This is a genomic window from Cutibacterium sp. LaCa_255 (assembly GCF_057458005.1).
The window spans coordinates 487039-508650 of the sequence record NZ_CP190956.1 but is presented as its reverse complement, the minus strand read 5'-3'; the positions used below and the strand labels follow the sequence as shown (position 1 = coordinate 508650).

The window sequence follows — 21612 nt, the reverse complement described above, 5'->3', positions numbered from 1 at the left end:
GACCAGCGGATTCCGCGGAGGGTGATCGCCGGTCATGCACAATGGGGTCATGGCCGAGATCAGGATCCTTCGCACTGACATCACCACTCTCGATGTCGACGCCGTCGTCAATGCGGCGAACCGTCGGCTGGCTGGCGGCGGAGGGGTCGATGGCGCCATCCACCGGGCTGCAGGGTCTGAGTTGTCGGCGGCTTGTCGCAAGCTCCGCGAGACTACCCTGCCCGACGGCCTACCCACGGGGCAGTCGGTGGCCACCACCGCGGGAAAGATGACTGCCAAGTGGATCATCCACACCGTCGGTCCGGTCTGGGCGAAGACCATCGACAAGTCTGACCAGCTCGCCTCCTGCTACCGCACGTCCCTGCGGGTGGCTGACGAGATCGGCGCGAGAACCGTCGCCTTCCCGACGATTTCGGCAGGGGTGTACGGCTATCCCATGGACGAGGCCACCCGCATCGCCGTCAAAACATGCAAGGAGACCGACACCTCGGTGGAGACGATCTACCTCGTCGCCTTCAACGCCGAGGCCGAAGCGGGATACCGCTCCGCTCTCGGAAACGGATGGTCGTAATTCTCATCCAGCCAGATCGTTGAGGATTCGCTCCAGCACGACGGCGTGGTTGACCTCACGGTCGCCGGCACCGAAGAGCAGGATCACCTCGTCGTGGTCGGCGCACTCGTCAACGAACTTCTTCGCTGCTCCCGATTCGTCGAGATCAGCCTCGTAACGGCCTGCAAACTCGTCGAACCGGTCAGCGTCGTGGTTCCACCAGGTGCGCAGTTCCGAGGAAGGGGCCAGATCGGTGCGACGCTCATCGAGCTCAGCATCGTCCTTCTTGACCCCTCGAGGCCACATGCGATCAACGAGGACCCGATATCCCTTGGCCGGGCCCGCCTTGAGGTCGTCACGGATATTCACTGCGCGGAAGGTTGTCATGCCTTCCACTGTGTCACGCCGGGATCAAGCCTTCTTCTTGGACTTGAAGAAGAGGGGGGCGAGGATGACGACGAGCAGGATGATGGCCACCCAGTTCGCAATCTTCGCATAGTATTTCAGTGCGTCAACGATGGGATCACCGACTCCCCACCCCAGAGTGAGGTAGCCCAGGTTCCAGACTGTGGCGGCGACGAAGTCCAGCGCGACGAACCACTTCACCTTCATCCCGGAGGCACCCGTCAGGACGAAGACCACCGGCATGATCGGCAACGGAATCGGCACATAGGCGACGAGAACACCCAGCCAGCCGAGCTTGCGAGCCCACCTCTCCGCCTGGTCGTAACGGCGTCGGGACCGCTCGGATCGTCCGGCCCAGACCTCGATCATCCCTCGGCCCCACAGCTTTCCGGCCCACCAGTAGACCCAGTCAAGTTTGATCGACATGATCGAGCCCAACAGCAACCACCACAGCCAGTGCGGGGCCTGATTGACCGATGCCAGAGCTCCGGTCGCCGCTGCACCGGTACGGGATCCCGTGAGCCCCACGAGGATCGGCGGATCAAGGCCGAGCAGCCAACCACGCAGCGGGAGCATGGCCAACGAGAAGATGCCAAGGAAGCCGATCCACCCCATGCACCAGTAATCGGAGCGGCCTGGCTTGTGGTTCCAGGGCATGCCCTCGGCCTTCCACCACTCCTCGTCCTCGGCGGAGTCGTCACCGGCGGCGGACCTCTCCAGTTCATTCTCGGCCGCGGCAAGGGCGGTGGCGGCCACGGCGAAGGAATCCTTCTCCCCCGCAGCCGCAGTACTCATCTCGTCCTGCACGCCGTCGAGGATACCCAGTGCAGGTGACAGTCCTGCAGCTGCGATGTCTGCCGAGAGGAGAACGCACTTCTCCTGACCTCGTACGGACGGTAGCGTGATCTCTCAACCGGCGTCACCCACAGCACACGCGAACTGGCCGGCCGGGGAGGGACCGCATGATCCGTTTCGACCACGTCAGCAAGCGTTTCGACGAGGGCACTGTCGCCGTCGAGAATTTTGACCTGGAGGTGGAATCCCACCACCTGGTCGTCTTGCTAGGGTCCTCCGGATGCGGAAAGACCACCCTGCTGAGGATGGTCAACCGAATGGTCGATCCGTCCGAGGGCCAAATACTCATCGACGACACCGACATCGCCACGGTTGATCCGGTCAAGCTGCGTCGTCAGATCGGATACGTCATGCAATCGGGTGGGTTGCTCCCCCACCGAACCGTGGTCGACAACATCGCCACAGTGCCGCTTCTCTCCGGGACTTCCCGGAGCGCTGCCCGGTCCCGGGCCATGGATCTGTTGGAGAGGGTCGGCCTGGACTCCTCGTTGGCCCGCCGCTACCCCACCCAGCTGTCCGGCGGTCAGCGCCAGCGGGTCGGAGTGGCCCGGGCCCTTGCCGCCAACCCTGACATCCTCCTCATGGACGAGCCCTTCGGCGCCGTCGATCCGGTGGTGCGTGCCGAGTTGCAGCAGGGTCTTCTACGTATCCAGGAGGATCTCGCCAAGACGATCATATTCGTCACCCATGACGTCGACGAGGCCTTCTTGCTCGGCGACGAGGTCCTCGTGCTGAGACGCGGTGCCCAGGTCGCCCAGCGGGGCCGCCCCGATGAGATCCTGCTCCACCCCGTCGACGACTTCGTCTCCTCCTTCATCGGTGGAGATCGTCGCAGTCTCCACGTCGAACTGCGCGACGAGCCTCCCACCGTCGTCGACGCCGGTGGCCGACTCGTCGGTCGTCTCACGGGAACTTCCGAGGAGAACTCGTGAACACCCGGTGGATCGACGAGAACCGGGACCAAATCTGGCAATTGACGAGCCACCATGCCGTGCTCGGCATCATTCCGGTGGTCGTGAGCCTCGTGCTGTCAGTCCCGCTGGGGTGGTGGGCGCACCACTCTCGGACCGCACGCCGCCTCCTGGTACCCGGCGCCTCCATCCTGTACGCCCTTCCCTCCTTGCCACTGTTCGTCCTGTTACCGCTCATCCTCGGCACGAAGATCCTCGATCCGAGCAATGTCATCGCCGCCCTCACCCTCTACGGCATCGCCCTGTTGGTGAGGACGGCCACCGACGCCTTCGACTCGGTGGGACGATCGGTACGTCGCGACGCCGTCGCCATGGGTTACTCCAATTCCCAGGTGTTCTGGCGAGTGGCCCTGCCGCTGGCTGTCCCTGCACTCACTGCGGGAATGCGGGTGGTCTCGGCATCCACGTTGTCCTTGGTCAGCGTCGGTGCCCTCATTGGCGTCCCCTCCCTGGGCTACTTCTTCACGGACGGTTACCAGCGTTCCTTCCCGACCGAGATCTGGATCGGGATCATCGGGACTCTCGTCCTGGCAATCGTCTTCGACCTCGTCATCGTCGCGGTCGGCCGTCTCCTCACGCCCTGGCAGCGTCGCAAGGGGGAGTCGGCATGACCCAGATTGCATCTGCTTTCACCTGGTTGGCGACCTCATCGCACTGGAGCGGTCCCGGAGCCATCGGGGTCCGCATCGGCGAGCATCTCTGGTACACCCTGTTGGCCATCCTCCTCGCCTCGGTCATCGCGATCCCCGCTGGTCTGGCGATTGGCCACACCGGCCGCGGAAGGACCGTCGCGGTGACCTGTTCAGGGGCTCTGCGCGCACTGCCGTCCCTCGGGCTGCTCACCTTGCTGGCCATCTCGACGACGATGGGAATCGAGCGTCCCGTCGTCCCGGCCACCATCGTGCTGGCGATCTTGGCGATCCCGCCCCTGCTGGCCGGCAGCTACTCCGGGATTGAAGCCGTCGACGACGAGGTGACTGACGGAGCTCGAGCCTGCGGCATGACCGGGATGCAGGTCCTGCGCCGCGTCGAGTTGCCGCTGGCTGCTCCCCTGCTGCTGGGCGGGTTGAGGTCAGCCACCCTGCAGGTCATCGCGACGACGACCATCTGCTCCTACCTGGGCATGGGTGGCCTGGGACGTTTCATCCTTGACGGTCTGGCGGTCTCCGATTACCCGCAGATGCTCGCCGGGTCCATCGTCATCATCGTGTTGGCCCTCGCCACCGATGGCCTACTCGCCCTGGCAACGCGCCTACTCACCGGTCCGGGTGTGCGACACGCCCTGGCCCTCACCCCACAGTGATCACCCATCGAATGGAGCAAGAATGACCACGACGACTCGCCGAACACTGCTCGGAGCCGCATTGCTGACCGGCCTGGCGGCGTGTTCCTCCCATGATCCCCTCGACTCGAACGACTCCGGCTCCGGTGGCGCAGGTGTGACCGTCGGATCGGCGAATTTCACTGAGTCCGAGATCATCGCCGAGGTCTACGCCCAGGCTCTCGAGAAGGCTGGCGTCAGCGTCAAGCGTCGGATGCAGATCGGCGCCCGCGATGTCTACGTCAAGGCGCTCAAGGACGGCTCGATCGACCTCGTCCCGGAATATTCCGGGAACCTGCTGCAGTTCTTCCAGGGATCCTCGACGGCCTCTGACGAGAAATCGGTCATGGCCGCTCTGCGCAAGGCGGTGCCGTCCGGGATGTCCGTGGGTGAACCGTCAGCAGCCCAGGACGCCGACTCCTGGTGCGTCACCTCCGAGTTCTCCAAGGCCCACAAGGTCACTTCCCTGGCAGATCTGGCCAAGCTGGACGCCGTCAAGGTGGGCGGAAATCCTGAGCTCAAGGAACGTCCCTACGGGCCCAGGGGATTGACGAAGGTGTACGGGGTCCCGGCATCCAAGGTCAAGTTCACCGCACTGTCGGACTCCTCCGGCCCGCTCACCGTCAAGGCGTTAACATCAGGGACGGTCGACCTCGTCGATCTCTACACGACGACTCCCGCGATCAAGGAGCAGAATCTCGTCGTCCTGGAGGACCCCAAGCACCTCATCGTGCCTCAGAACGTCGTCCCGCTGATGAACACAAAGGTCAACGACAAGGCCCGCGATCAGCTGGCCAGGGTCTCGAAGGCGCTGACCACCGACGATCTCATCACCATGAACCAGCGAGCTCAGGGGGAGGAGAAGGCCTCGGCGTCAACCATTGCCAAGGATTGGTTGGACACGAAGGGGCTGGCCTGATCACCAGCCCCCTCACCAGAAATCTCAGCCGATCTCCTCGCGAGCCTCCTCGAAGGCCTTGATGGCCGTGTCGAGCTGTTCACGGGTCAGTCCGGCAGACATTTGGGTACGGATGCGGGCCTTGCCTCGGGGCACAACTGGGTAGCTGAAGGCGCGCACGTAGATGCCCTTGGCGAGCATGGCGTCGGCCATCTTCGCAGCCTTGACGGCGTCGCCGATCATGACGGGGCAGATCGGATGATCCGACTCCGGGATGTCGAATCCGCGTGTGGTCATCTCAGCACGGAAGTACGCGGTGTTGTCGCGCAGACGATCCAGCAGATCCGAGCTCGACTTGAGCAGTTCTAGGGTCGCCAGGGCGGCACCGGCGATGGACGGGGCGAGCGAGTTCGAGAACAGATAGGGGCGTGAGTTCTGACGCAACATCTCGACGACTTCGCGGTGGGAGCAGGTGTAGCCGCCAGAGGCTCCGCCCAGGGCCTTGCCGAGGGTGCCGGTCAGGACGTCGACACGGTCACGTACTCCCCAGTGCTCGGGCGTGCCGGCACCAGTCTTGCCCACGAATCCGACGGCATGGGAGTCGTCGACCATGACCATCGCACCGTACCTTTCGGCAAGATCACAGATCTGCGGCAGCGGTGCGACGAAACCGTCCATGGAGAAGACGCCATCGGTGGCGACCATGATGTGCTTGCACCCCTTGCCCTGGGCGTCCTTGAGCTGGGCCTCCAGGTCGGCCATGTCCTGGTTGTGGTAGCGGAAACGCTGTGCCTTGCACAGCCGGACGCCGTCGATGATCGAGGCATGGTTGAGCTCGTCGGAGATGATGGCATCGTCGGGCCCCAACAGCACCTCGAAGAGACCACCGTTGGCGTCGAAGCAGGACGAGTACAGGATGGTGTCCCAGTTGTCGGGGTCGTCGGGGTGCAGGAACTCGGTGATGGCCCGCTCCAGCTTCTGGTGCAGGGTCTGGGTGCCGCAGATGAATCGCACCGAGGCCATACCGAAGCCCCACTCGTCAAGGGCCTTCTTGGCGGCGTCAACGAGCACCGGTGAGTCAGCCAGACCAAGGTAGTTGTTGGCGCACAGGTTGATGACCTCGCGTCCGTCGTCGACGGTGATCTCGCCTGACTGGGGGCTGGTCAACGGGGCCTCAGCCTTGTACAGCCCTTCCTCCTTGAGGGCTTCGATCTTGGCGCTGAGTTCGTCCTTCATGGATCCGTACATGGTGATTGTCCTTCCTTCGTCGGTCAGTCGAGGCATTCCCAGTCCATGACGACCTTGCCGCCATGGCCCGAGCCGGCGACGTCGAATGCCTCACGGAATTCCGTGATGGGGAACCTGTCGGTGATGATCCCGGAGATGTCCAGACCGGAGCGGATGAGGGAGGCCATGGTGTACCAAGTCTCGAAGATCTGACGGCCGGTGACTCCCCGGATCGTGATCATGTTGAAGATGATCTTGGACATGTCGAGGGTGATGGCCTTGCTCGGGGTTCCCAGCAGGGCGATACGACCGCCATGGGTCATGTTGTCGATCATGGAGGTCAGGGCGGCACCCGACCCGGACATCTCCAGGCCGATGTCGAAGCCCTCCTTCATGTCGAAGCGGTTCCACACCGTCTCCAGGCCCTCCCGGGAGACATTGACGGTGTTGTCCAGGCCGAGCCTCTGGGCCAGTTCGAGCCTCTCGTCGGACAGGTCGGTGACGACGACGTTGCGCGCCCCCTGGAACTGGGCGACGAGGGCCGCCATGATCCCGATGGGTCCGGCTCCCGACACGAGGACGTCCTCGGCCAGGCAGGGGAACTGCAGCGCCGTGTGAACGGCATTGCCGAACGGGTCGAAGATCGCCGCGACGTCGGGGTCGAGGTTCGGGATGTGGTGGACCCAGATGTTGCTGGCCGGCATGACGAAGTACTGGCAATAGGCCCCGTCGACCGCATATCCGATGCCTTGGGTATTGCGGCACAGGTGTCGCTTACCGGCCAGGCAGGCCCGGCAGCGGCCGCAGACGTAGTGGCCCTCACCAGAGACGAGCTGGCCGACCTCCAGATCATTGACCTCGGAGCCGAGCTCGATGATCTCACCGCAGAACTCGTGTCCGAGGACCAGCGGGGTGTGCACCGTCTTGGAAGCCCATCCGTCCCACGTGTCGATGTGGACGTCGGTGCCGCAGATCCCACTGCGCAGCACCTTGACGACGACATCGTTCGGGCCCGGGGTCGGGTCGGGAATGTCAATGAGTTCAAGCCCCGGTTCCGGCCGGGTCTTCGCCAAGGCCTTCATGGCCCCTCACCTTTCCGGGGCGTGACCCCCTCAACCACATCTTTGTGACGACACAACTGTGCCACCACCCGAACAGTGCTGCACGTCGGGTGGTGAACTCCGGGGCTCAGCCCTTCAAACCCGAGCTGGCCAGCCCTTCGATGACCCTCTTCTGCATCGAGAAGAACAGCAGGAAGATCGGTGTCATGGCCATCACGGAGGCGGCCATCATGAGGGCGAACTCGCTGGAATGCTGTCCGGCCAAGGTGGCTATACCCACGCTCAACGGCATGGATTCCTCCCGCGTGGTCACGATGAGTGGCCACAGCAGGTCATTCCAGGACCACAACACGGTCGTAATCATGACGGCGAACAAGCCTGGCTTGACGACGGGGACCATGACTCGCCAGAAGGTCTGCCACGGATTGCACCCGTCAAGGCGGGCTGCTTCCTCCAACTCGACGGGCAGGCTCATGAACGACTGCCGCATCAGGAAGACGCCGAAGGCCGAGAAGAAACCTGGCAACACGATGCCCCACGGGGTCTCCAGCAGGCCAAGGTCACGAATGATCTGGTACTGGCCAATGAGATAGGACTGTCCGGGCACCATAAGGATGGCCAGCACGAACCCGAAAAGGATGGACTTGCCTCCGAATTTCATCCGGGCGAAGGCGTATCCACCCATGGCGCACAGGATCAACTGCGCGACGGTTCGCAGGACGGTGATCGTCACCGAGACACCGAACTGCTTGAGGAATGGCAACCTCGTGAAAACGTCGGCATAGTTCTTGAACTGCCACTCGTCCGGGATGAACTTGGGCGGAACGGCCTGAATCTCAGCGTTCGTCGACAAGGACATGAGCACCTGGTAGACGAACGGGAACACCATGAAGATGCCGCCAATGATCAGTAATATGTGGACGCCAACCAGGCCTTTCTGGGAGTTTCGGTCGCCCTTCTTGACGAGCTGGTCGATCTCCTGCTCACTCAAGCCCTCGCCAGCCTGCGTGATCTCAGACATAGTTGACCCACTTCTTCTGACCCAGGAACTGAATGAAGGTGACGATGGCGACCAAGAGGAAGATGACAATGGCGATCGCAGCGCCTACCCCTTGGTCGTTGTTGACAAAGGCCTCCCGGTAGAACAGGGACACCAAGGACCTCGTTCTGGGCTCAGCCGGATTGCCGGTACCGATCATGGCGTATAAGGCATCGAAGAGCTGGAATCCGCTGATCGTCGTCATGATCACCAGGAAGAAGATCGACGGTGACAACAGCGGAACCGTGATCGACCGGAACTGGCGCCATCTCGAGGCACCGTCAATGGATGCGGCCTCGTACAACTCTCGAGGAATCGATTTCAGACCTGCCGACAAGATGATGACGTTGAAACCAATGGATGCCCACAGCCCGAACAGGGCAACCGCGAACAGCGCCCATCCCGGGGTGACGAGCCAATAGGGAGGATTGCTTGCACCAAGTCCACGAAGTATCTGGTTGAGGAGACCGAACTGGCCGTTGTACACGATCTTCCAGACCTGGGCGACAGCCATCGGCATGGCCAGGTACGGCATGAAGTACAGCGCTCGATACAACCCCTTGAACTTCAGGCCTGGCAGTTCAATCATCGACGCGATGATGACCGACAGTGGGATCCCCAGCAGGACGATGAGCGTATACAGCAAAGTGTTGAGCATCGCCGAGCCCAGATCAGGACTCGAGAACAGGTCGTTGTAGTTCTGCAGTCCGACGAACTCGGGATTTCCTCCGAACGCATTGGTCTGCTGCACCGAGGCGACGATGTTCTTGACGATGGGCCAGTAGTAGAACACCGCGATGCCGAGCATGAGCGGACCGATGAAGAGGATGGGCCACGCTCCGACGCTCGTCGGATTTGGTCGTCCGGGCCGGTGGGATCCCGACCCGGAGGGCGAGGCAGCCGCCTGACTGCCTCGCACACCGGGCCGTGGCATCACTTCTCCTTGCTCAGAGCGTCGTTCATAAAGGCTGCCAGCTTCTTGGCAGCCTGAGGCACTGGGGTCTCGCCGGCAAAGGCCGGGTTGAGGAAATCAGCCTCACGGTTGGCCCAGGCGTCGGTGTTACGGCTAACCGGGTAAGTCACGGCGTAGCTCGTCGCGGCGGCGACAAACATCTTGCAGTTCCACTTCGGGTAGCTCTTGATCCACGCGTCCTGAGTTCCGTTAAAGGCTGGGATGGCGGTGCCGTTCTTCGCCTCGACCTCCTGGCTCTCTTTGCCCGACATGTGAGCAATGAGAGCTAGGGCTGCTGCCTTGTTCTCGCTCTTGGCGGAGGCAACCCATCCGAGACCGTGGATGATGGTGCCTTTCTTTTCCTTCTTAGGCAGGTCGATGACGTCGTAGTCGTCCTCCTTGCCCTTGAACTCCTCGGCTAGCTCGGAGGCCGTCCAGTCACCAGTCCAGAACATGGCGGACTTGCCGCTCTTGAACATCTGGGACGGCTTGGTGTCAGTGACGACCTTCGGGGAAGCGACCGATCCATCCTTGACCCAGTCAGCCCAGCACTGCAGTCCTTCGATGCTCTTGGGGTCGTCGAATCCGGACTTGTTGTCCTTGATGACGTAACCACCGGCCTGGGCGATCGTGTTGTAATAAGTGCCCTGTCCGTCGCCGTTGATGGTGGTCGCACATCCGTAGATGCCCCTGGGTTTGCCCCAGTCGGAGATCTTCTTGGCCTTGTTGTGGAAGTCGTCCCAGGTCCAGTCAGCGGTCGGGAAGTCGACTCCGGCCTCCTTGAAGATCTTCTTGTTGTAGAAGACGCCAATGGTGTCGAAGTCCTTCGGCACTCCGTAATGCTTGCCCTCGTAGGTGTAGAGGTCGACAAGGGCTTTCGGGTAGTCCGACCACTTCACGCCGGCATCCGTGATCTTGTCGATCGGGGCGAGCATACCGTTGGCGGCGTACAGCTGGATGTTGGGACCGTTCATCCAGAACACGTCGGGAAGCTCATTGCCCTGGGCCTGGGTGCGCAGCTTGTTCCAGTAATCCTTGAACCCGGCCAGGTTCGTCTTGACCTTGATGTTCGGGTACTTTTTGGCGAAGGACTTGAGGTTCTCCTCGATCGTCTTCGTCTGGTTCTTGTCCCAGTAGGCCAGGGTCAGCTCAGCGGACGTGTTCGAGTCGACGCTTGGCGAGACGTCCGTCTTGTCGTTCTTGCTCGACGACGAGCATCCGGCGATGGTCAGGGTGGCGAGGGCCGCCCCTCCCATGATGAAACCTCTGCGATCCATGATTGACCTCTCTGTCTCGTTGTGATCACTTGACCTGGTTGTTGTTGAAGTATTGGACGATCTCCTCGTCCAGCGTCGGCACCTGGCGCGGCGTCGACCCTTGACGCAACGACTCAGTGGCCTCGATCCCCGCTGCGACCGCATACCAGGCGCCCAACGGCGAGGTATCCGTACGGGTTCCGTTCCTCACGAAGTTGAGGAACTCGGTGACGGTCAACACGTCGGCGTCACCGTGTCCATTGGCGTCCCCAATGATCGGGACGGTCTCATCACCGTCGGCGTTGTAGTGGGTTCGCTTGTTCCACAGTCGAATGACACCTCCCTCACCGTCACCGAAGTTCTCGATGCGCCCCTCCGTGCCGATGACGGTGTAGTTGCGCCAGTAGTCCGGGGTGTAGTGGCACTGCTGGTAGGACGCGAAGACGCCGGACTCCATCCGCATGAGCATCATCGAGATGTCCTCGACGTCGATGACCGGGTTGAGTCCCTTCTGGGTCAGCGGAGGCCAGTTGTCGAGGGAGTACCAGTCGCCCATGAGCTGGTCAGAATTGTCGCGACGATCAGTGATCCGGTCGTAGAGGGTGAGCCCGCCCATCCCGACGACGTCAGTGGTGTGGGAATCGGCGAACCAGTGCATGACGTCGATGTCGTGGGCAGCCTTCTGCAGCAGCAGACCCGTGCCATGCTCGCGAGTGGCATGCCAGTCCTTGAAGTAGAAGTCACCGCCCGACCCGACGAAGTGACGACACCAGATGGCCTTGACCTCGCCGATCCGGCCAGAGCGGATGAGATCGCGCATCGACCGCACGACGTTCATGTGGCGCATGTTGTGACCGACGTAGAGCCTCGTCCCGGTCTCGTAGGCGGTGGTGAGAACCTTGGTCGCCGAATCCATCGTGATGGCCAGGGGCTTCTCCAGGTACACCGGGATCCCCGCCTCCAACAGCTGACAGGTGACCTCGGCGTGGGTGTCGTCAGGGGAGGTGACGAAAGCGACGTCGATTCCCGATGCGATGAGCCCGGCAACGTCAGAGGTGATCGTGATGGAGTCGGGATCCTTCCCGAGCCGGTCGGCCACCCGCTCGCGGGCCAGGTGATGGGGCTCGCAGACAGCGGTCACGAGGCCGTCGTTGCCCTCCAGCTCGGCGTTGAGGGCCAGGCGCGACCGCGCGCCGACGCCGACGACGCCCACCCTCATGCGATCGCCAGTGTGTCCTTCTCGATGGGTTGTCGTCATGACGCTGTGCTGTCCTTTCTCGACTTCGGAAACGACTTTGGCCATGCCACGCAAGGCCACGGGATGCGGGTGTCCGGTACCGAGGGCCTTCCTCGTCACCAGTTCCAGTGCGGTGTTGAGGGCCCCGACGACCGATGCAGCCTGCCCCAATTCCTCGACCTCGGCGGTCATCGCCTCCGAGTCGAGAGGACGCCGAGCCATGAGCCGAGCGATGATGCGGCGAATCACCGTGACCGACGCATTCGTGGGTCCAGACATGACGATGACGTCCGGGTCGATGACGGCCGCGACCGAACCGGTCGTCAGGGCTGCTCGATCGATCCAGTCGTCGTCGGGCATCTCGTCGCCGTCCAGGCGAAGATCGAGCACGTCGCTGATCTCACCGGCGTTCCAGGTACGTCCGCGATGCAGTTGTCCGTCGAGGACCAGTCCGGTGTGCAGTCCGCGGGTCATCCGTACCAGGAGCATGTCAGCATCGGTGTCGAGGCGACCGCGCTGACGACGCTGGCAGAACTCGCCATAAGCAGCCATGTTGATGTCGTTGTCGACGGTGACCGGGACATCAAGGCGCCGGGAGAGCATTCGGCCCAAGTCCAACCCGGTCCACTGCGGCACGAGGTCGCTTCGCACGATGCGACCATCGCCGTCGATGACGCCCGTCGTCGAGACCGCCAGGTGCAGCAACGGCCCCTTGTCCCCGCACGCATCTCGCAATGACTCGATCGCGCTCACGACGGTGTCGAGACGGGCTTCGGGTCGGTGCTGGTCGAGCCGAGAACTACGGGCGTCGAGGATCGTCCCGCCGAAAGTGGCCGCCACCAGGAGCATCGAGTCGACGAGGATGTCGGCCCCGATGACGATTCCGACGTCCTCACCCAACGACCACACCGAGGCAGGGCGCCCCAGACCGCCACCATCGGAGGTGCCACGGACCACCCATCCGGACGACTCGAGGTCATTGAGGATTGAGATGACGGTCGGACGTGACAACCCGGTGCCCTCGACGAGATCGGCCGCGCTCATGGCCTCTCCGGCACGCAGTTCGAGCAGGATGTCGTCGGCTCTCTCACTGCGTCGATCACGCTTCGCCACCGTCACCACTCCTTCTCCGCGACCAAGGTCACCGTGGGTCCATGCCCTCACGATCCTTGTAAAGGCATATTTCAAAACACGGTTTCAATTCTTGTTGGAAAGAGAATGGACCACCACGGCGAGTTGGTCAAGGGGTTTGTCGGAACTCGTCATCACGATGCCTTGCGGTGGCCCCTTCAGCGGCGGACAACCCAGTGCCGGCCGTCATTGCGCTTCACTGACATTGCGCCTCGATCTTTGGCAAAATCGATGCCGTGGCAGTCAGTGTTTTCGATATCTTCAAGGTAGGCATCGGCCCATCCAGTTCCCATACCGTCGGCCCCATGCGAGCCGCACAGATCTTCGTGACTGATCTGGCTCAATCACCGGCGTGGCCCGACGTCACCCGGGTGCGCGCCGAACTCTTCGGCTCACTGGGGGCGACCGGACACGGACATGGCTCTGAAGCCGCCGTCCTGTTGGGCCTGGAGGGAGAGGATCCCGCCACCGTCGACACCGACCAGACCCCAGCTCGAGCCGCCACCATCGCCAACAGAGGACGCATCACCCTCGATGCCGTCCATGGTGGTCGGGAGATTTCCTTCGACGTCACGACGGACCTCATCCTGCATCGCAACCGGTCCTTGCCCTTCCATCCCAACGGCATGACATTCACGGCCTGGTCGGGTCAGGAGGTCGTCGCCGAGCGCACCTTCTACTCCATCGGCGGTGGCTTCGTCGTCGAACACGGTGAGGACGAGCATCCCGCCATCGTCCGTGACTCGGCTCCGGTCCCCTACCCCTTCGAGACAGGCAAGGAACTGCTGGAACAGTGCTCTGATTACCGGATGAACATCCCCGAGGTCACCATGGCCAATGAGATGACCGTCCGCGACGAGGAACATGTGCGCGGCGAACTCCTGGACATCTGGGCCGTCATGCACGCCTGCGTCGAGCGTGGTTGTTCCCGCTCCGGCGTTCTCCCAGGTGGACTGCACGTGCGTCGCCGTGCCATGAAGATGCACCGCGATCTCGCCACCCGGGAGCGCATCACCCCAGGCAAGCCAGAACCCTTCGGATCGGTCGACTGGCTGACGGTGTGGGCCCTGGCGGTCAATGAGGAGAACGCAGCAGGTGGACGTATCGTCACCGCCCCCACCAACGGTGCGGCCGGCATCATCCCGTCCTGCCTGCACTTCGCGGTGAAGTTCCTCTCCCCTGGCTCCGACATCGACTCGGGTACTCCCGGAGTCAGCACCGGTGACGACGACCTCATCGTCGACTTCCTGCTGGCCGCCGGCGCCGTCGGCGAGATCTACCAGCAGTCGGCGTCCATCTCTGGGGCTGAGGTCGGCTGCCAGGGCGAGGTCGGCGTGGCATGTTCGATGGCCGCAGCCGGCCTGGCCCAGGTCATGGGCGGGACACCTGCCCAGGTCTGCAACGCGGCCGAGATCGGCCTCGAGCACCACCTCGGGCTCACCTGCGATCCCGTCGGTGGTCTGGTTCAGATTCCGTGCATCGAGCGCAATGCCCTGGGTGCCATTAAGGCCGTGACGGCTGCCCGTCTGGCCATGGCAGGCGACGGCTCCCAAATCGTCAGCCTTGATCAGGTCATGAAAACCATGATGGAAACCGGACGCGACATGAAGGTGAAATACAAGGAGACGGCGCGAGGCGGACTCGCGGTGAACATCGTCGAGTGCTAGCAGCTCGACGGATCATCTCCCCGGGGATCCCCCTCTAAGAAGGACGGCTTGACTATCCAAAGAACGAGGAAATAATTCAACAAAATCAAGCCGGCGCGAGAGCGTATTTTCACCTGCTGACATAGGCAACCGTATCTGCTTTGTCGATATCACCAGCGATGAGAAACGTGGGAACCAGATCCATGCACACAGTGCCCATACCCGTGATTGAGGCATCACGGGGCGGCACATGCGCCAGAAACGTCATCGCCATCACCAGAGAACGCACCTCACTCTCAGAGACTCTAACGGAACGGTATTTTCAAATTTCAGTAACACCTTCAAGATGAAGGGAATCATTCACGGCCGCAAAGACAACACATTGTATGGCCATATGACCGTTTGCAATGGACTGGCGTTCCATAAGATCATTATGTCAAGCTACGTTTATGCTCGGATGAAGAAAAACGTAAACTTTGCCCATTCTCGCATGAATATCGAAAATGCCATCATGATCTTGTTCGTATTATCGTTTTGATCGTCGAAGTCATCGTTCTAGTGGTGATGTGCTGGTGATACAAAGCCACGATCATTACGGGACTCAATTACAGGGTCCCCCGTGGGAGCAGCCCTGAACCCCAGCTTGTAGGCCGGTGCGATGACGCCCACCGGTCCGTGGGCCGCACCGACACGCAGGGTGGCCCACGGCTCAGCCCCGAGGTGCGCGAGCCGACAAGGCAAAACACTTCTTCCAGCCAGCCTCTTGCCACCATCGCGGGCAATGTCCCTTATGATCGACACCAGGTCCTCGCAATACCCGCGGGGATCCCGGCGGCACCCTTGGTCGTCGGATTTCCACAACGGATCGTCGGGCACGTACCTGCCCGTGGAAAGGATTAACGGTTATGGCAACCGTGCAGTACAAGGAGGCGACTCGGGTTTACCCGGGCACCGATCGCGCAGCCGTCAGCAAGCTCAACCTGGAGATCGGCGATGGTGAGTTCATGGTCCTCGTCGGGCCGTCTGGCTGTGGTAAGTCGACCTCCCTGCGAATGCTGGCCGGCCTCGAAGAGGTCAATGCCGGTTCCATCTGGATCGGAGACCGCGACGTCACCGATCTGCCCCCGAAGGACCGTGACATCGCCATGGTCTTCCAGAACTACGCCCTGTACCCCCACATGACCGTGGCCGACAACATGGGCTTCGCCCTCAAGATGCAGAACGTGCCGAAGGCTGAGCGTCAGCAGCGCGTTCTCGAGGCTGCCAAGCTCCTCGGTCTCGAGGACTTCCTCAACCGCAAGCCGAAGGCTCTCTCCGGTGGTCAGCGTCAGCGTGTCGCCATGGGTCGCGCCATCGTTCGTAACCCTCAGGTCTTCCTCATGGACGAGCCGCTGTCGAACCTCGACGCCAAGCTCCGTGTCCAGACCCGTACCCAGATCGCTGCCCTGCAGCAGCGCCTCGGTGTCACCACCGTCTACGTGACCCACGACCAGGTCGAGGCCATGACGATGGGCGACCGCGTTGCCGTCATGAAGGACGGCATCCTGCAGCAGGTCGACTCCCCGCTGGCCCTCTACGACACTCCTAAGAACCTCTTCGTCGCCGGCTTCATCGGCTCCCCTGCCATGAACCTCATGGAGGGCGACGTCGTTGATGGTGGCGTCAAGCTCGGTGACTACGTCGTTCCGGTTTCCCGCGAGGTCCTAGCCAAGGCCCCGAACGAGACCAAGCTCACCCTCGGTATCCGCCCGGAGTCCTTCACCCTCGCCAGCGAAGGCGTCGGACTCGACGTTGCCGTCGTCGAGGAACTCGGCGCTGACGCCTACCTCTACGGATCCCTCGTCGGCTCCGGCAAGGAGGCCTCGATCGAGGACGGAGAGGCCCACCAGGTCGTCGCTCGTATCTCGTCGCGTCGTCCTCCGCAGCGCGGCGAGCAGGTGCGCCTGGGTGTCGACCCGGCCGCCGTGCACGTCTTCAGCCAGGAGACCACTGAGCGCATCTCCTGATCCTCGGTTTCCGCAGACACGACGAGGCCCCCGGTTCTTCCGAGGGCCTCGTCGTGTTCTGTGTGGCCATGGGGGGCGTGCCCTGATTCTCGCCGTCGAACGCAGCGAACTCTTTCATATCTGCTTGTGTGACACGGCCCCTCAGCGAGCTGCTGCGGCTATGTCCGAACGTCGATGCAGCCTGTGCTTATTTCACTTTACATCACTTTGATAAGTCTCCTTATCAGCTACTTCATATATCAAAGGCGTCTACTCCAGTAAGCTGCTTGCAGCGGAAGGAGGAACCATGACAACTCAGCAGACGCTGTCTCTGGGGCAGATCGCCCGGCTGTGCCACGTCAAGCGCGCCGTGGCGACGATGTGGCTCAAGCGCCCTGTCTCCGGCGCCCCGTTTCCCTCCCCGTCCCCCACGGGCCGCTATGCAGCCGACGAGGTGCTCGACTGGCTGGAGCGGACCGGCCGGGGCAACAATCCCCAGCCCCGACTCGACCTCGCCCTCGAAACCACCTTCAACGCGGGCCGTGGCACGAAGGAAATGCAAGCCCTGACCGCGATGGTGGCTGCCCGGAGCATCGTCGACTGCCCGCTGGCGAGCATGGACACCGAGGATCTCCTCGATGCCGTCGAGGAGGCCGACCCCGACGATGACTGGCTCTGGTCGGAGGTCGAGGCGCTCGACGTCGAGAGGCTCTCTCATGAGGCTGACGCGCTAGTCGAGGCAGCCTGGACAACCTCCGACGCCCACGACCGGCTGGTGCAGGAGGTGACGCGTCGGACCGCGAACACACCCCGCCTCGCCGAAGACTTCGTCGCCCTGGTTAGCACAGCCGCCAAGGCCTTGCTGTCCCCGGGCGGGGAGCTCGTGGACGTTAACGGGACCGCCAACGACGTGCTGGTGAACCTGATGCGCGACGAGGACCTCCAGGATGTCGGGCTAGTCCTGCCCGGCGAGGGTGCCGGTCATCGGATGACGCGACAGCGTCTGGCGGTGCGCCACCTCGTCGCGCGCACACCCTCGTTCGACGACGACTGGCAGCTAGCCGAAGGCAGCGTCATCCTCGCCCGCTTGGAGTCCGACGTGCACGCAGCACTAGATGACCTCGACCAGCTCTCGCTCCAACTCGCGCCGGGCACACGGGCCCTCGTGATTGGTCCAGCCCAGATCCTCGTCGACCCGCTGGGCAGCTCCACGAGCCGTCGCGACGCTGTCCTGCGTGACCACTTGGTGCGCGCTGTGGTGCGACTCCCCCAGGGTCTCTTGGCCGATGGGGCGCGGGGGCATCTGGCGTTGTGGCTGATGGATGGAACGGCGGATGCCCGCCCCTTCGTCGGTGACCTCAGTGGCACCCCGTTGAACAGCGCCTTACGCCAGCGGCTATTGGATGATCTGGTGGCTGTGGCCCAGAAAGACAGTCGCCGCTGCATCGAGTTGCTGCACCCGGTGGCACTCCCCTCCCTCCTAACGCGCTCCAGGTCGCTGGTAACGCTGGGCCAGACCGTGCCGGTGGGGCTGCCCAGTGCCCCCGGTGATGACGCGGCCAAAATCCAGCAACTGCTCACCAGGCTCACGGTTTCCGAGCCGAGTCCGATGGAGGGCATCACGGCGCGGGTGGCCACCGGCCGCACACCATCGTTGGTGGTGCTGGGTGAGCTGGCCCACCAGCGGCTGGCGAAGGTGGTGTCCGGTACGCGCCTCAACGTCGAGGCGCTCCCCGAGGGGTCGTCCAGGCTGTGGACCGCTGCCGGGTTAGCCCGCCGCGCACCGCAACCCGTCGACATGCTGCAGCTGACCCGGCAGGCTCCCGAGGCGAAGGTGACCCAGCCTGGCGACGTGGTCTTCTGCTCGACCGGGAAGCCGGTCGCCCAGGTGGACGACGAAGGTAGCGCAGTCGTCGCTTATCCAGCGCGGGTACTCCGTCTCGATTCCCGTGCGCCCATCTCACCGCGGTCCGTCGCGGCCGTCATCAATGAGCTTCCTGCCGGGTGCGGTGCGTGGCGTACTTGGCAGGTCCCCATAGCCCGGGACCGCAGGGCTACCGACGACACGCTGGCTTTGCTGGAGCGGTGCGAGCGCCAGTTGCAGGACCGACAGAATGTGGTGGACGAGCTCCGCCGCGTGGTGATGCGTTGCGTGCCCTGTGGTGCAGTGACGCTCACCACGACCGAGAAGAAGGAGGGCCAGTGATGGCACCCAGGAAGAAACAGGACGCACTGTTACCCAGCACCGACAAGGAGCTGAAGGACACCCTGTGGAAGGCTGCCGACAAGCTGCGCGGCTCGATGGATGCTTCTCAGTACAAGGACGTGGTGCTGGGGCTGGTCTTCCTCAAGTACGTCTCGGATGCGTTCACGGCGCGGGCTAGCGCGCTGACCGCCGAGCTGACCGAGGAAGGCTATGACGCCGAGGCAATCGCCGAGACTCTGGAAGACCGTGACGAGTACACCGCCTCGAACGTCTTCTGGGTGGACGAGGATGCCCGCTGGCCCCATCTGGTGCAGATGGCGAAGGTGAACGATGTCAAGACGATCGGCCAGCGTCTCAACGAGGCGATGGACCTGTTGATGTCAGACAATCCGTCGTTGGCGGGCACGCTGCCGCGGGTCTTCAACAACTCCAGCGTCGACCAGCGTCGGCTGGCAGAACTGCTGGACCTGCTGAACTCCCTGCGGTTCAGCGGGCAGGGTGCTAGCCGGGCGCGGGATCTGCTGGGGGAGGTGTACGAGTATTTTCTGGCGAAGTTCGCCTTGTCGGAGGGACGCCGAGGTGGCGAGTTCTACACACCGGCCAGCGTTGTGCGCACCATCGTCGAGGTGTTGCAGCCCCGCGAAGGCCGGGTCTACGACCCGTGCTGTGGTTCGGGCGGCATGTTCGTGCAGGCGGAGAAGTTCCTGGCCGCACACGATGACGACCCGATGAAGCTGTCGGTCTACGGGCAGGAGAACGTGGAGAGCACCTGGCGGATGGCGAAGATGAACCTCGCCATTCACGGCCTGAACGGCAACTTGGGGCCGCGCTGGGGCGATACCTTCTCGCTGGACCTGCACCAGGGCGTACAGATGGACTACGTCATGGCCAACCCGCCGTTCAACATCAAGGACTGGAACCGGGTGGAGTCGGACAGCCGCTGGACCTACGGCGTACCACCGGCTAAGAACGCGAACTACGCCTGGCTTCAGCACATCATCTCGAAGTTGAAGCCCACTGGCACGGCGGGCGTGGTGATGGCCAATGGGTCGATGACATCGAAGTCGGGCGGCGAAGGTGAGATCCGCGCCCAGCTGGTGGAAAACGACCTGGTGAGCTGCATGGTGGCGTTGCCCGAGAAGCTCTTTCGCTCCACCGGCATTCCGGTGTGCATCTGGTTCTTCGCCAAGGACAAGTCGGCCGGTCGGGGTGGTTCCGTGGACCGCCGTGGCGAGGTGCTGTTTATCGATGCCCGCAGCCTGGGCCACATGGTGAGCCGTGCCGAGCGCGCCTTCAGCGACGCCGACATCAAGCAGATCGCCGACGCCTACCACCTGTGGCGCGGCATGGAGATCCTCGATCTGGGCACCAAGGACGCCACGGCGACCGAGTCTTCCTCCCCGGCTCCTGAGTCCGCCGAGGGGACGGGAACAGGTACTGAGCCTGTCGAGACCACTTTCCCGGACGGAGCCTACCGCGACATCCCGGGCTTCTGCCGCTCGGTGAGCCTCGCCGAGATCAAGGAGGCCGGCTACGCGCTGACCCCGGGTCGTTATGTCGGCATGGCCGAGGCCGAGGCTGACGACGAGCCGCTCGACGAGAAGATCGCCCGCCTCACCGCCCAGCTCCAGGAACAGTTCGCCGAGTCCGACCGCCTGCAAGCGGTTGTGCGTGAGCAACTGGGGAGGCTGTGATGTGGCCGGCTGTCCGACTTGGAGACGTCACAACCAAAATTCGTTCTGGCGCTACCCCGAGGGGAGGGGCCTCCGGCTACACAAACTCGCGAATCGCCTTGATCCGGTCACAGAATGTGCTCGATAACTCGATGACACATGAAGGTCTCGCCCATATCAGCGACGAAGCCGCCATGAAGTTGGCAAACGCTTCAGTCGAAAAAGACGATGTTCTTCTCAATATCACTGGGGACTCCGTAGCGCGTTGTTGCGTAATGGAAGAAGCTTTCCTGCCTGCACGCGTGAACCAGCACGTTTCAATTATTAGGACTGAATCACAACTCGACCCACGATTCCTCCAGCGGGCTCTCGTGAATCCAGAAATGAAGAATCATCTTCTAACCATCTCATCCGGAGGAACGCGCAATGCGCTGACCAAGTCGATGCTCGAGAACTTAGAAGTTCCTCTTCCGCCACTCCCCGAGCAACAGGCAATCGCGGAGGTCTTAGGTGCCCTAGACGACAAGATCGCCGCCAACCGCGCTCTTGTCGCAACCATCGGCGACTTGATGGTGGCCGAAGTCGCGGACCTGCCGCTCACTGGAGCGCTTACTGACCTTTGCAATCTGACTAAGAAAGTAACCACCACTGACGAGATGCCAGAACGTGTCTGGCATTATTCGCTACCGGCCTTCGACGAGCATGGGCTTCCAAACCACGAGGCCAGTACTGACATCAAGAGCAACAAGTTCGTCGTTACTAAACCGAGCGTTCTCTTGTCGAAACTCAACCCCAGATTCCCGAGGGTATGGGACATCCCTGACCCCGAGTCGGGGGCGGTGGCCTCCACAGAGTTCTTGGTTCTGGAGCCGAACAAATTCTCGACATCCGTGTTGTGGTCATTACTGGCGCACCCTCGTGTCTCACGGTTCTTGGCTGAACACGCAGCTGGAACGTCAGGCAGTCACCAAAGAGTGAAGCCGAGCGAGGTGATGGAGTTGTCGATGCCCACTGACCTGCCCGCATCGCTGCAGGAAGAGCTGACGAGCCTCGGCTTGCGAGCAGAGTCGGCGAAGCGTGAGTCCGCCACCCTCGCCGCACTCCGTGACACCCTGCTCCCCGCTCTCATGGACGGAACGCTGCGCGTTAAGGATGCTGAGAGGACAGTCAGCGAGGCTCTCTAGAACTCCTTTCATTTG

At 62.6% G+C, this 21612-nt stretch carries 18 protein-coding genes; 10 read left to right on the top strand and 8 right to left on the bottom strand.

The window, feature by feature from the left end; genetic code table 11:
- Positions 1-49: 49 nt before the first annotated feature.
- Positions 50-571 (top strand): O-acetyl-ADP-ribose deacetylase, encoded by a 522-nt coding sequence (locus ACP8ML_RS02230; protein ID WP_117189006.1) that lies wholly within the window; start codon positions 50-52, stop codon positions 569-571.
- A gap of 3 nt (positions 572-574) precedes the next feature.
- Here ACP8ML_RS02230 and ACP8ML_RS02225 read toward each other — a convergent pair whose 3' ends face one another.
- Positions 575-937, bottom strand: a complete 363-nt coding sequence (locus tag ACP8ML_RS02225) for a DUF488 domain-containing protein (protein ID WP_016667025.1) — start codon at positions 935-937, stop codon at positions 575-577.
- 24 nt (positions 938-961) lie between these two features.
- Positions 962-1792, bottom strand: coding sequence for a DedA family protein (locus ACP8ML_RS02220; protein WP_117188830.1), 831 nt, complete (start codon positions 1790-1792; stop codon positions 962-964).
- 125 nt (positions 1793-1917) lie between these two features.
- Between ACP8ML_RS02220 and ACP8ML_RS02215 the strand changes: the two genes are divergently transcribed.
- From ACP8ML_RS02215 to ACP8ML_RS02200, 4 genes are read left to right on the top strand one after another with little or no spacing between them, the layout of a single operon-like run.
- Positions 1918-2742, top strand: a complete 825-nt coding sequence (locus tag ACP8ML_RS02215) for an ABC transporter ATP-binding protein (RefSeq protein ID WP_117188832.1) — start codon at positions 1918-1920, stop codon at positions 2740-2742.
- Positions 2739-3392 (top strand): ABC transporter permease, encoded by a 654-nt coding sequence (locus ACP8ML_RS02210; protein ID WP_117188834.1) that lies wholly within the window; start codon positions 2739-2741, stop codon positions 3390-3392. Before ACP8ML_RS02215 ends, ACP8ML_RS02210 begins: the two co-directional genes overlap by 4 nt.
- The gene (locus tag ACP8ML_RS02205; protein ID WP_117188836.1) at positions 3389-4084 is read left to right on the top strand and encodes an ABC transporter permease; all 696 of its coding nucleotides are present in this window, start codon (positions 3389-3391) and stop codon (positions 4082-4084) included. The genes ACP8ML_RS02210 and ACP8ML_RS02205 overlap by 4 nt, the downstream gene beginning before the upstream one ends.
- A 22-nt stretch (positions 4085-4106) precedes the next feature.
- Entirely contained in the window at positions 4107-5021 is a 915-nt protein-coding gene (locus tag ACP8ML_RS02200; RefSeq protein WP_117188838.1) for an ABC transporter substrate-binding protein, read from the top strand.
- A gap of 24 nt (positions 5022-5045) precedes the next feature.
- Here ACP8ML_RS02200 and ACP8ML_RS02195 read toward each other — a convergent pair whose 3' ends face one another.
- The 6 genes from ACP8ML_RS02195 to ACP8ML_RS02170 form a co-directional block, all read right to left on the bottom strand.
- The gene (locus ACP8ML_RS02195) at positions 5046-6236 is read right to left on the bottom strand and encodes a glycine C-acetyltransferase (protein WP_117189008.1); all 1191 of its coding nucleotides are present in this window, start codon (positions 6234-6236) and stop codon (positions 5046-5048) included.
- Positions 6237-6271: 35 nt separating this feature from the next.
- Positions 6272-7309, bottom strand: a complete 1038-nt coding sequence (gene tdh / locus ACP8ML_RS02190) for an L-threonine 3-dehydrogenase (protein ID WP_065674323.1) — start codon at positions 7307-7309, stop codon at positions 6272-6274.
- 106 nt (positions 7310-7415) lie between these two features.
- A complete protein-coding gene (locus ACP8ML_RS02185) occupies positions 7416-8309 on the bottom strand; it encodes a carbohydrate ABC transporter permease (RefSeq protein WP_202724876.1) in 894 nt (297 codons plus the stop codon).
- Positions 8302-9261, bottom strand: a complete 960-nt coding sequence (locus ACP8ML_RS02180; RefSeq protein ID WP_069101840.1) for a carbohydrate ABC transporter permease — start codon at positions 9259-9261, stop codon at positions 8302-8304. Before ACP8ML_RS02180 ends, ACP8ML_RS02185 begins: the two co-directional genes overlap by 8 nt.
- Positions 9261-10556 (bottom strand): ABC transporter substrate-binding protein, encoded by a 1296-nt coding sequence (locus ACP8ML_RS02175; protein ID WP_117188842.1) that lies wholly within the window; start codon positions 10554-10556, stop codon positions 9261-9263. The genes ACP8ML_RS02180 and ACP8ML_RS02175 overlap by 1 nt, the downstream gene beginning before the upstream one ends.
- Positions 10557-10581: 25 nt before the next feature.
- A complete protein-coding gene (locus ACP8ML_RS02170; protein ID WP_117189012.1) occupies positions 10582-12885 on the bottom strand; it encodes an ROK family protein in 2304 nt (767 codons plus the stop codon).
- A gap of 254 nt (positions 12886-13139) precedes the next feature.
- Here ACP8ML_RS02170 and ACP8ML_RS02165 point away from each other — a divergent pair, with 254 nt between their 5' ends.
- The 5 genes from ACP8ML_RS02165 to ACP8ML_RS02145 all read left to right on the top strand — a co-directional run bounded on the left by ACP8ML_RS02165 (position 13140) and on the right by ACP8ML_RS02145 (position 21597).
- Positions 13140-14570: an L-serine ammonia-lyase gene (locus tag ACP8ML_RS02165; RefSeq protein ID WP_117188844.1), complete on the top strand. Its 1431-nt coding sequence runs from the start codon at positions 13140-13142 to the stop codon at positions 14568-14570.
- An 884-nt stretch (positions 14571-15454) separates the two neighbouring features.
- Entirely contained in the window at positions 15455-16555 is a 1101-nt protein-coding gene (locus ACP8ML_RS02160) for an ABC transporter ATP-binding protein (protein WP_016667013.1), read from the top strand.
- Positions 16556-16841: 286 nt separating this feature from the next.
- Entirely contained in the window at positions 16842-18740 is a 1899-nt protein-coding gene (locus ACP8ML_RS02155; RefSeq protein ID WP_117188848.1) for a hypothetical protein, read from the top strand.
- Positions 18740-20434 carry a class I SAM-dependent DNA methyltransferase gene (locus ACP8ML_RS02150; RefSeq protein WP_117188850.1) on the top strand — a complete coding sequence of 565 codons (1695 nt, stop codon included), beginning with the start codon at positions 18740-18742 and terminating at the stop codon, positions 20432-20434. Before ACP8ML_RS02155 ends, ACP8ML_RS02150 begins: the two co-directional genes overlap by 1 nt.
- A complete protein-coding gene (locus tag ACP8ML_RS02145) occupies positions 20434-21597 on the top strand; it encodes a restriction endonuclease subunit S (protein ID WP_117188852.1) in 1164 nt (387 codons plus the stop codon). The genes ACP8ML_RS02150 and ACP8ML_RS02145 overlap by 1 nt, the downstream gene beginning before the upstream one ends.
- Positions 21598-21612: the final 15 nt, after the last annotated feature.

What these genes read in the sequence shown, in the direction of transcription:
- ACP8ML_RS02230 (WP_117189006.1), top strand. Translation starts at nt 50, where the DNA reads ATGGCCGAGATCAGGATCCTTCGCACTGACATCACCACTCTCGATGTC.
- ACP8ML_RS02225 (WP_016667025.1), bottom strand. Translation starts at nt 937, where the DNA reads ATGACAACCTTCCGCGCAGTGAATATCCGTGACGACCTCAAGGCGGGC.
- ACP8ML_RS02215 (WP_117188832.1), top strand. Translation starts at nt 1,918, where the DNA reads ATGATCCGTTTCGACCACGTCAGCAAGCGTTTCGACGAGGGCACTGTC.
- ACP8ML_RS02205 (WP_117188836.1), top strand. Translation starts at nt 3,389, where the DNA reads ATGACCCAGATTGCATCTGCTTTCACCTGGTTGGCGACCTCATCGCAC.
- ACP8ML_RS02200 (WP_117188838.1), top strand. Translation starts at nt 4,107, where the DNA reads ATGACCACGACGACTCGCCGAACACTGCTCGGAGCCGCATTGCTGACC.
- ACP8ML_RS02195 (WP_117189008.1), bottom strand. Translation starts at nt 6,236, where the DNA reads ATGAAGGACGAACTCAGCGCCAAGATCGAAGCCCTCAAGGAGGAAGGG.
- tdh (WP_065674323.1), bottom strand. Translation starts at nt 7,309, where the DNA reads ATGAAGGCCTTGGCGAAGACCCGGCCGGAACCGGGGCTTGAACTCATT.
- ACP8ML_RS02185 (WP_202724876.1), bottom strand. Translation starts at nt 8,309, where the DNA reads ATGTCTGAGATCACGCAGGCTGGCGAGGGCTTGAGTGAGCAGGAGATC.
- ACP8ML_RS02180 (WP_069101840.1), bottom strand. Translation starts at nt 9,261, where the DNA reads ATGCCACGGCCCGGTGTGCGAGGCAGTCAGGCGGCTGCCTCGCCCTCC.
- ACP8ML_RS02175 (WP_117188842.1), bottom strand. Translation starts at nt 10,556, where the DNA reads ATGGATCGCAGAGGTTTCATCATGGGAGGGGCGGCCCTCGCCACCCTG.
- ACP8ML_RS02160 (WP_016667013.1), top strand. Translation starts at nt 15,455, where the DNA reads ATGGCAACCGTGCAGTACAAGGAGGCGACTCGGGTTTACCCGGGCACC.
- ACP8ML_RS02155 (WP_117188848.1), top strand. Translation starts at nt 16,842, where the DNA reads ATGACAACTCAGCAGACGCTGTCTCTGGGGCAGATCGCCCGGCTGTGC.
- ACP8ML_RS02150 (WP_117188850.1), top strand. Translation starts at nt 18,740, where the DNA reads ATGGCACCCAGGAAGAAACAGGACGCACTGTTACCCAGCACCGACAAG.
- ACP8ML_RS02145 (WP_117188852.1), top strand. Translation starts at nt 20,434, where the DNA reads ATGTGGCCGGCTGTCCGACTTGGAGACGTCACAACCAAAATTCGTTCT.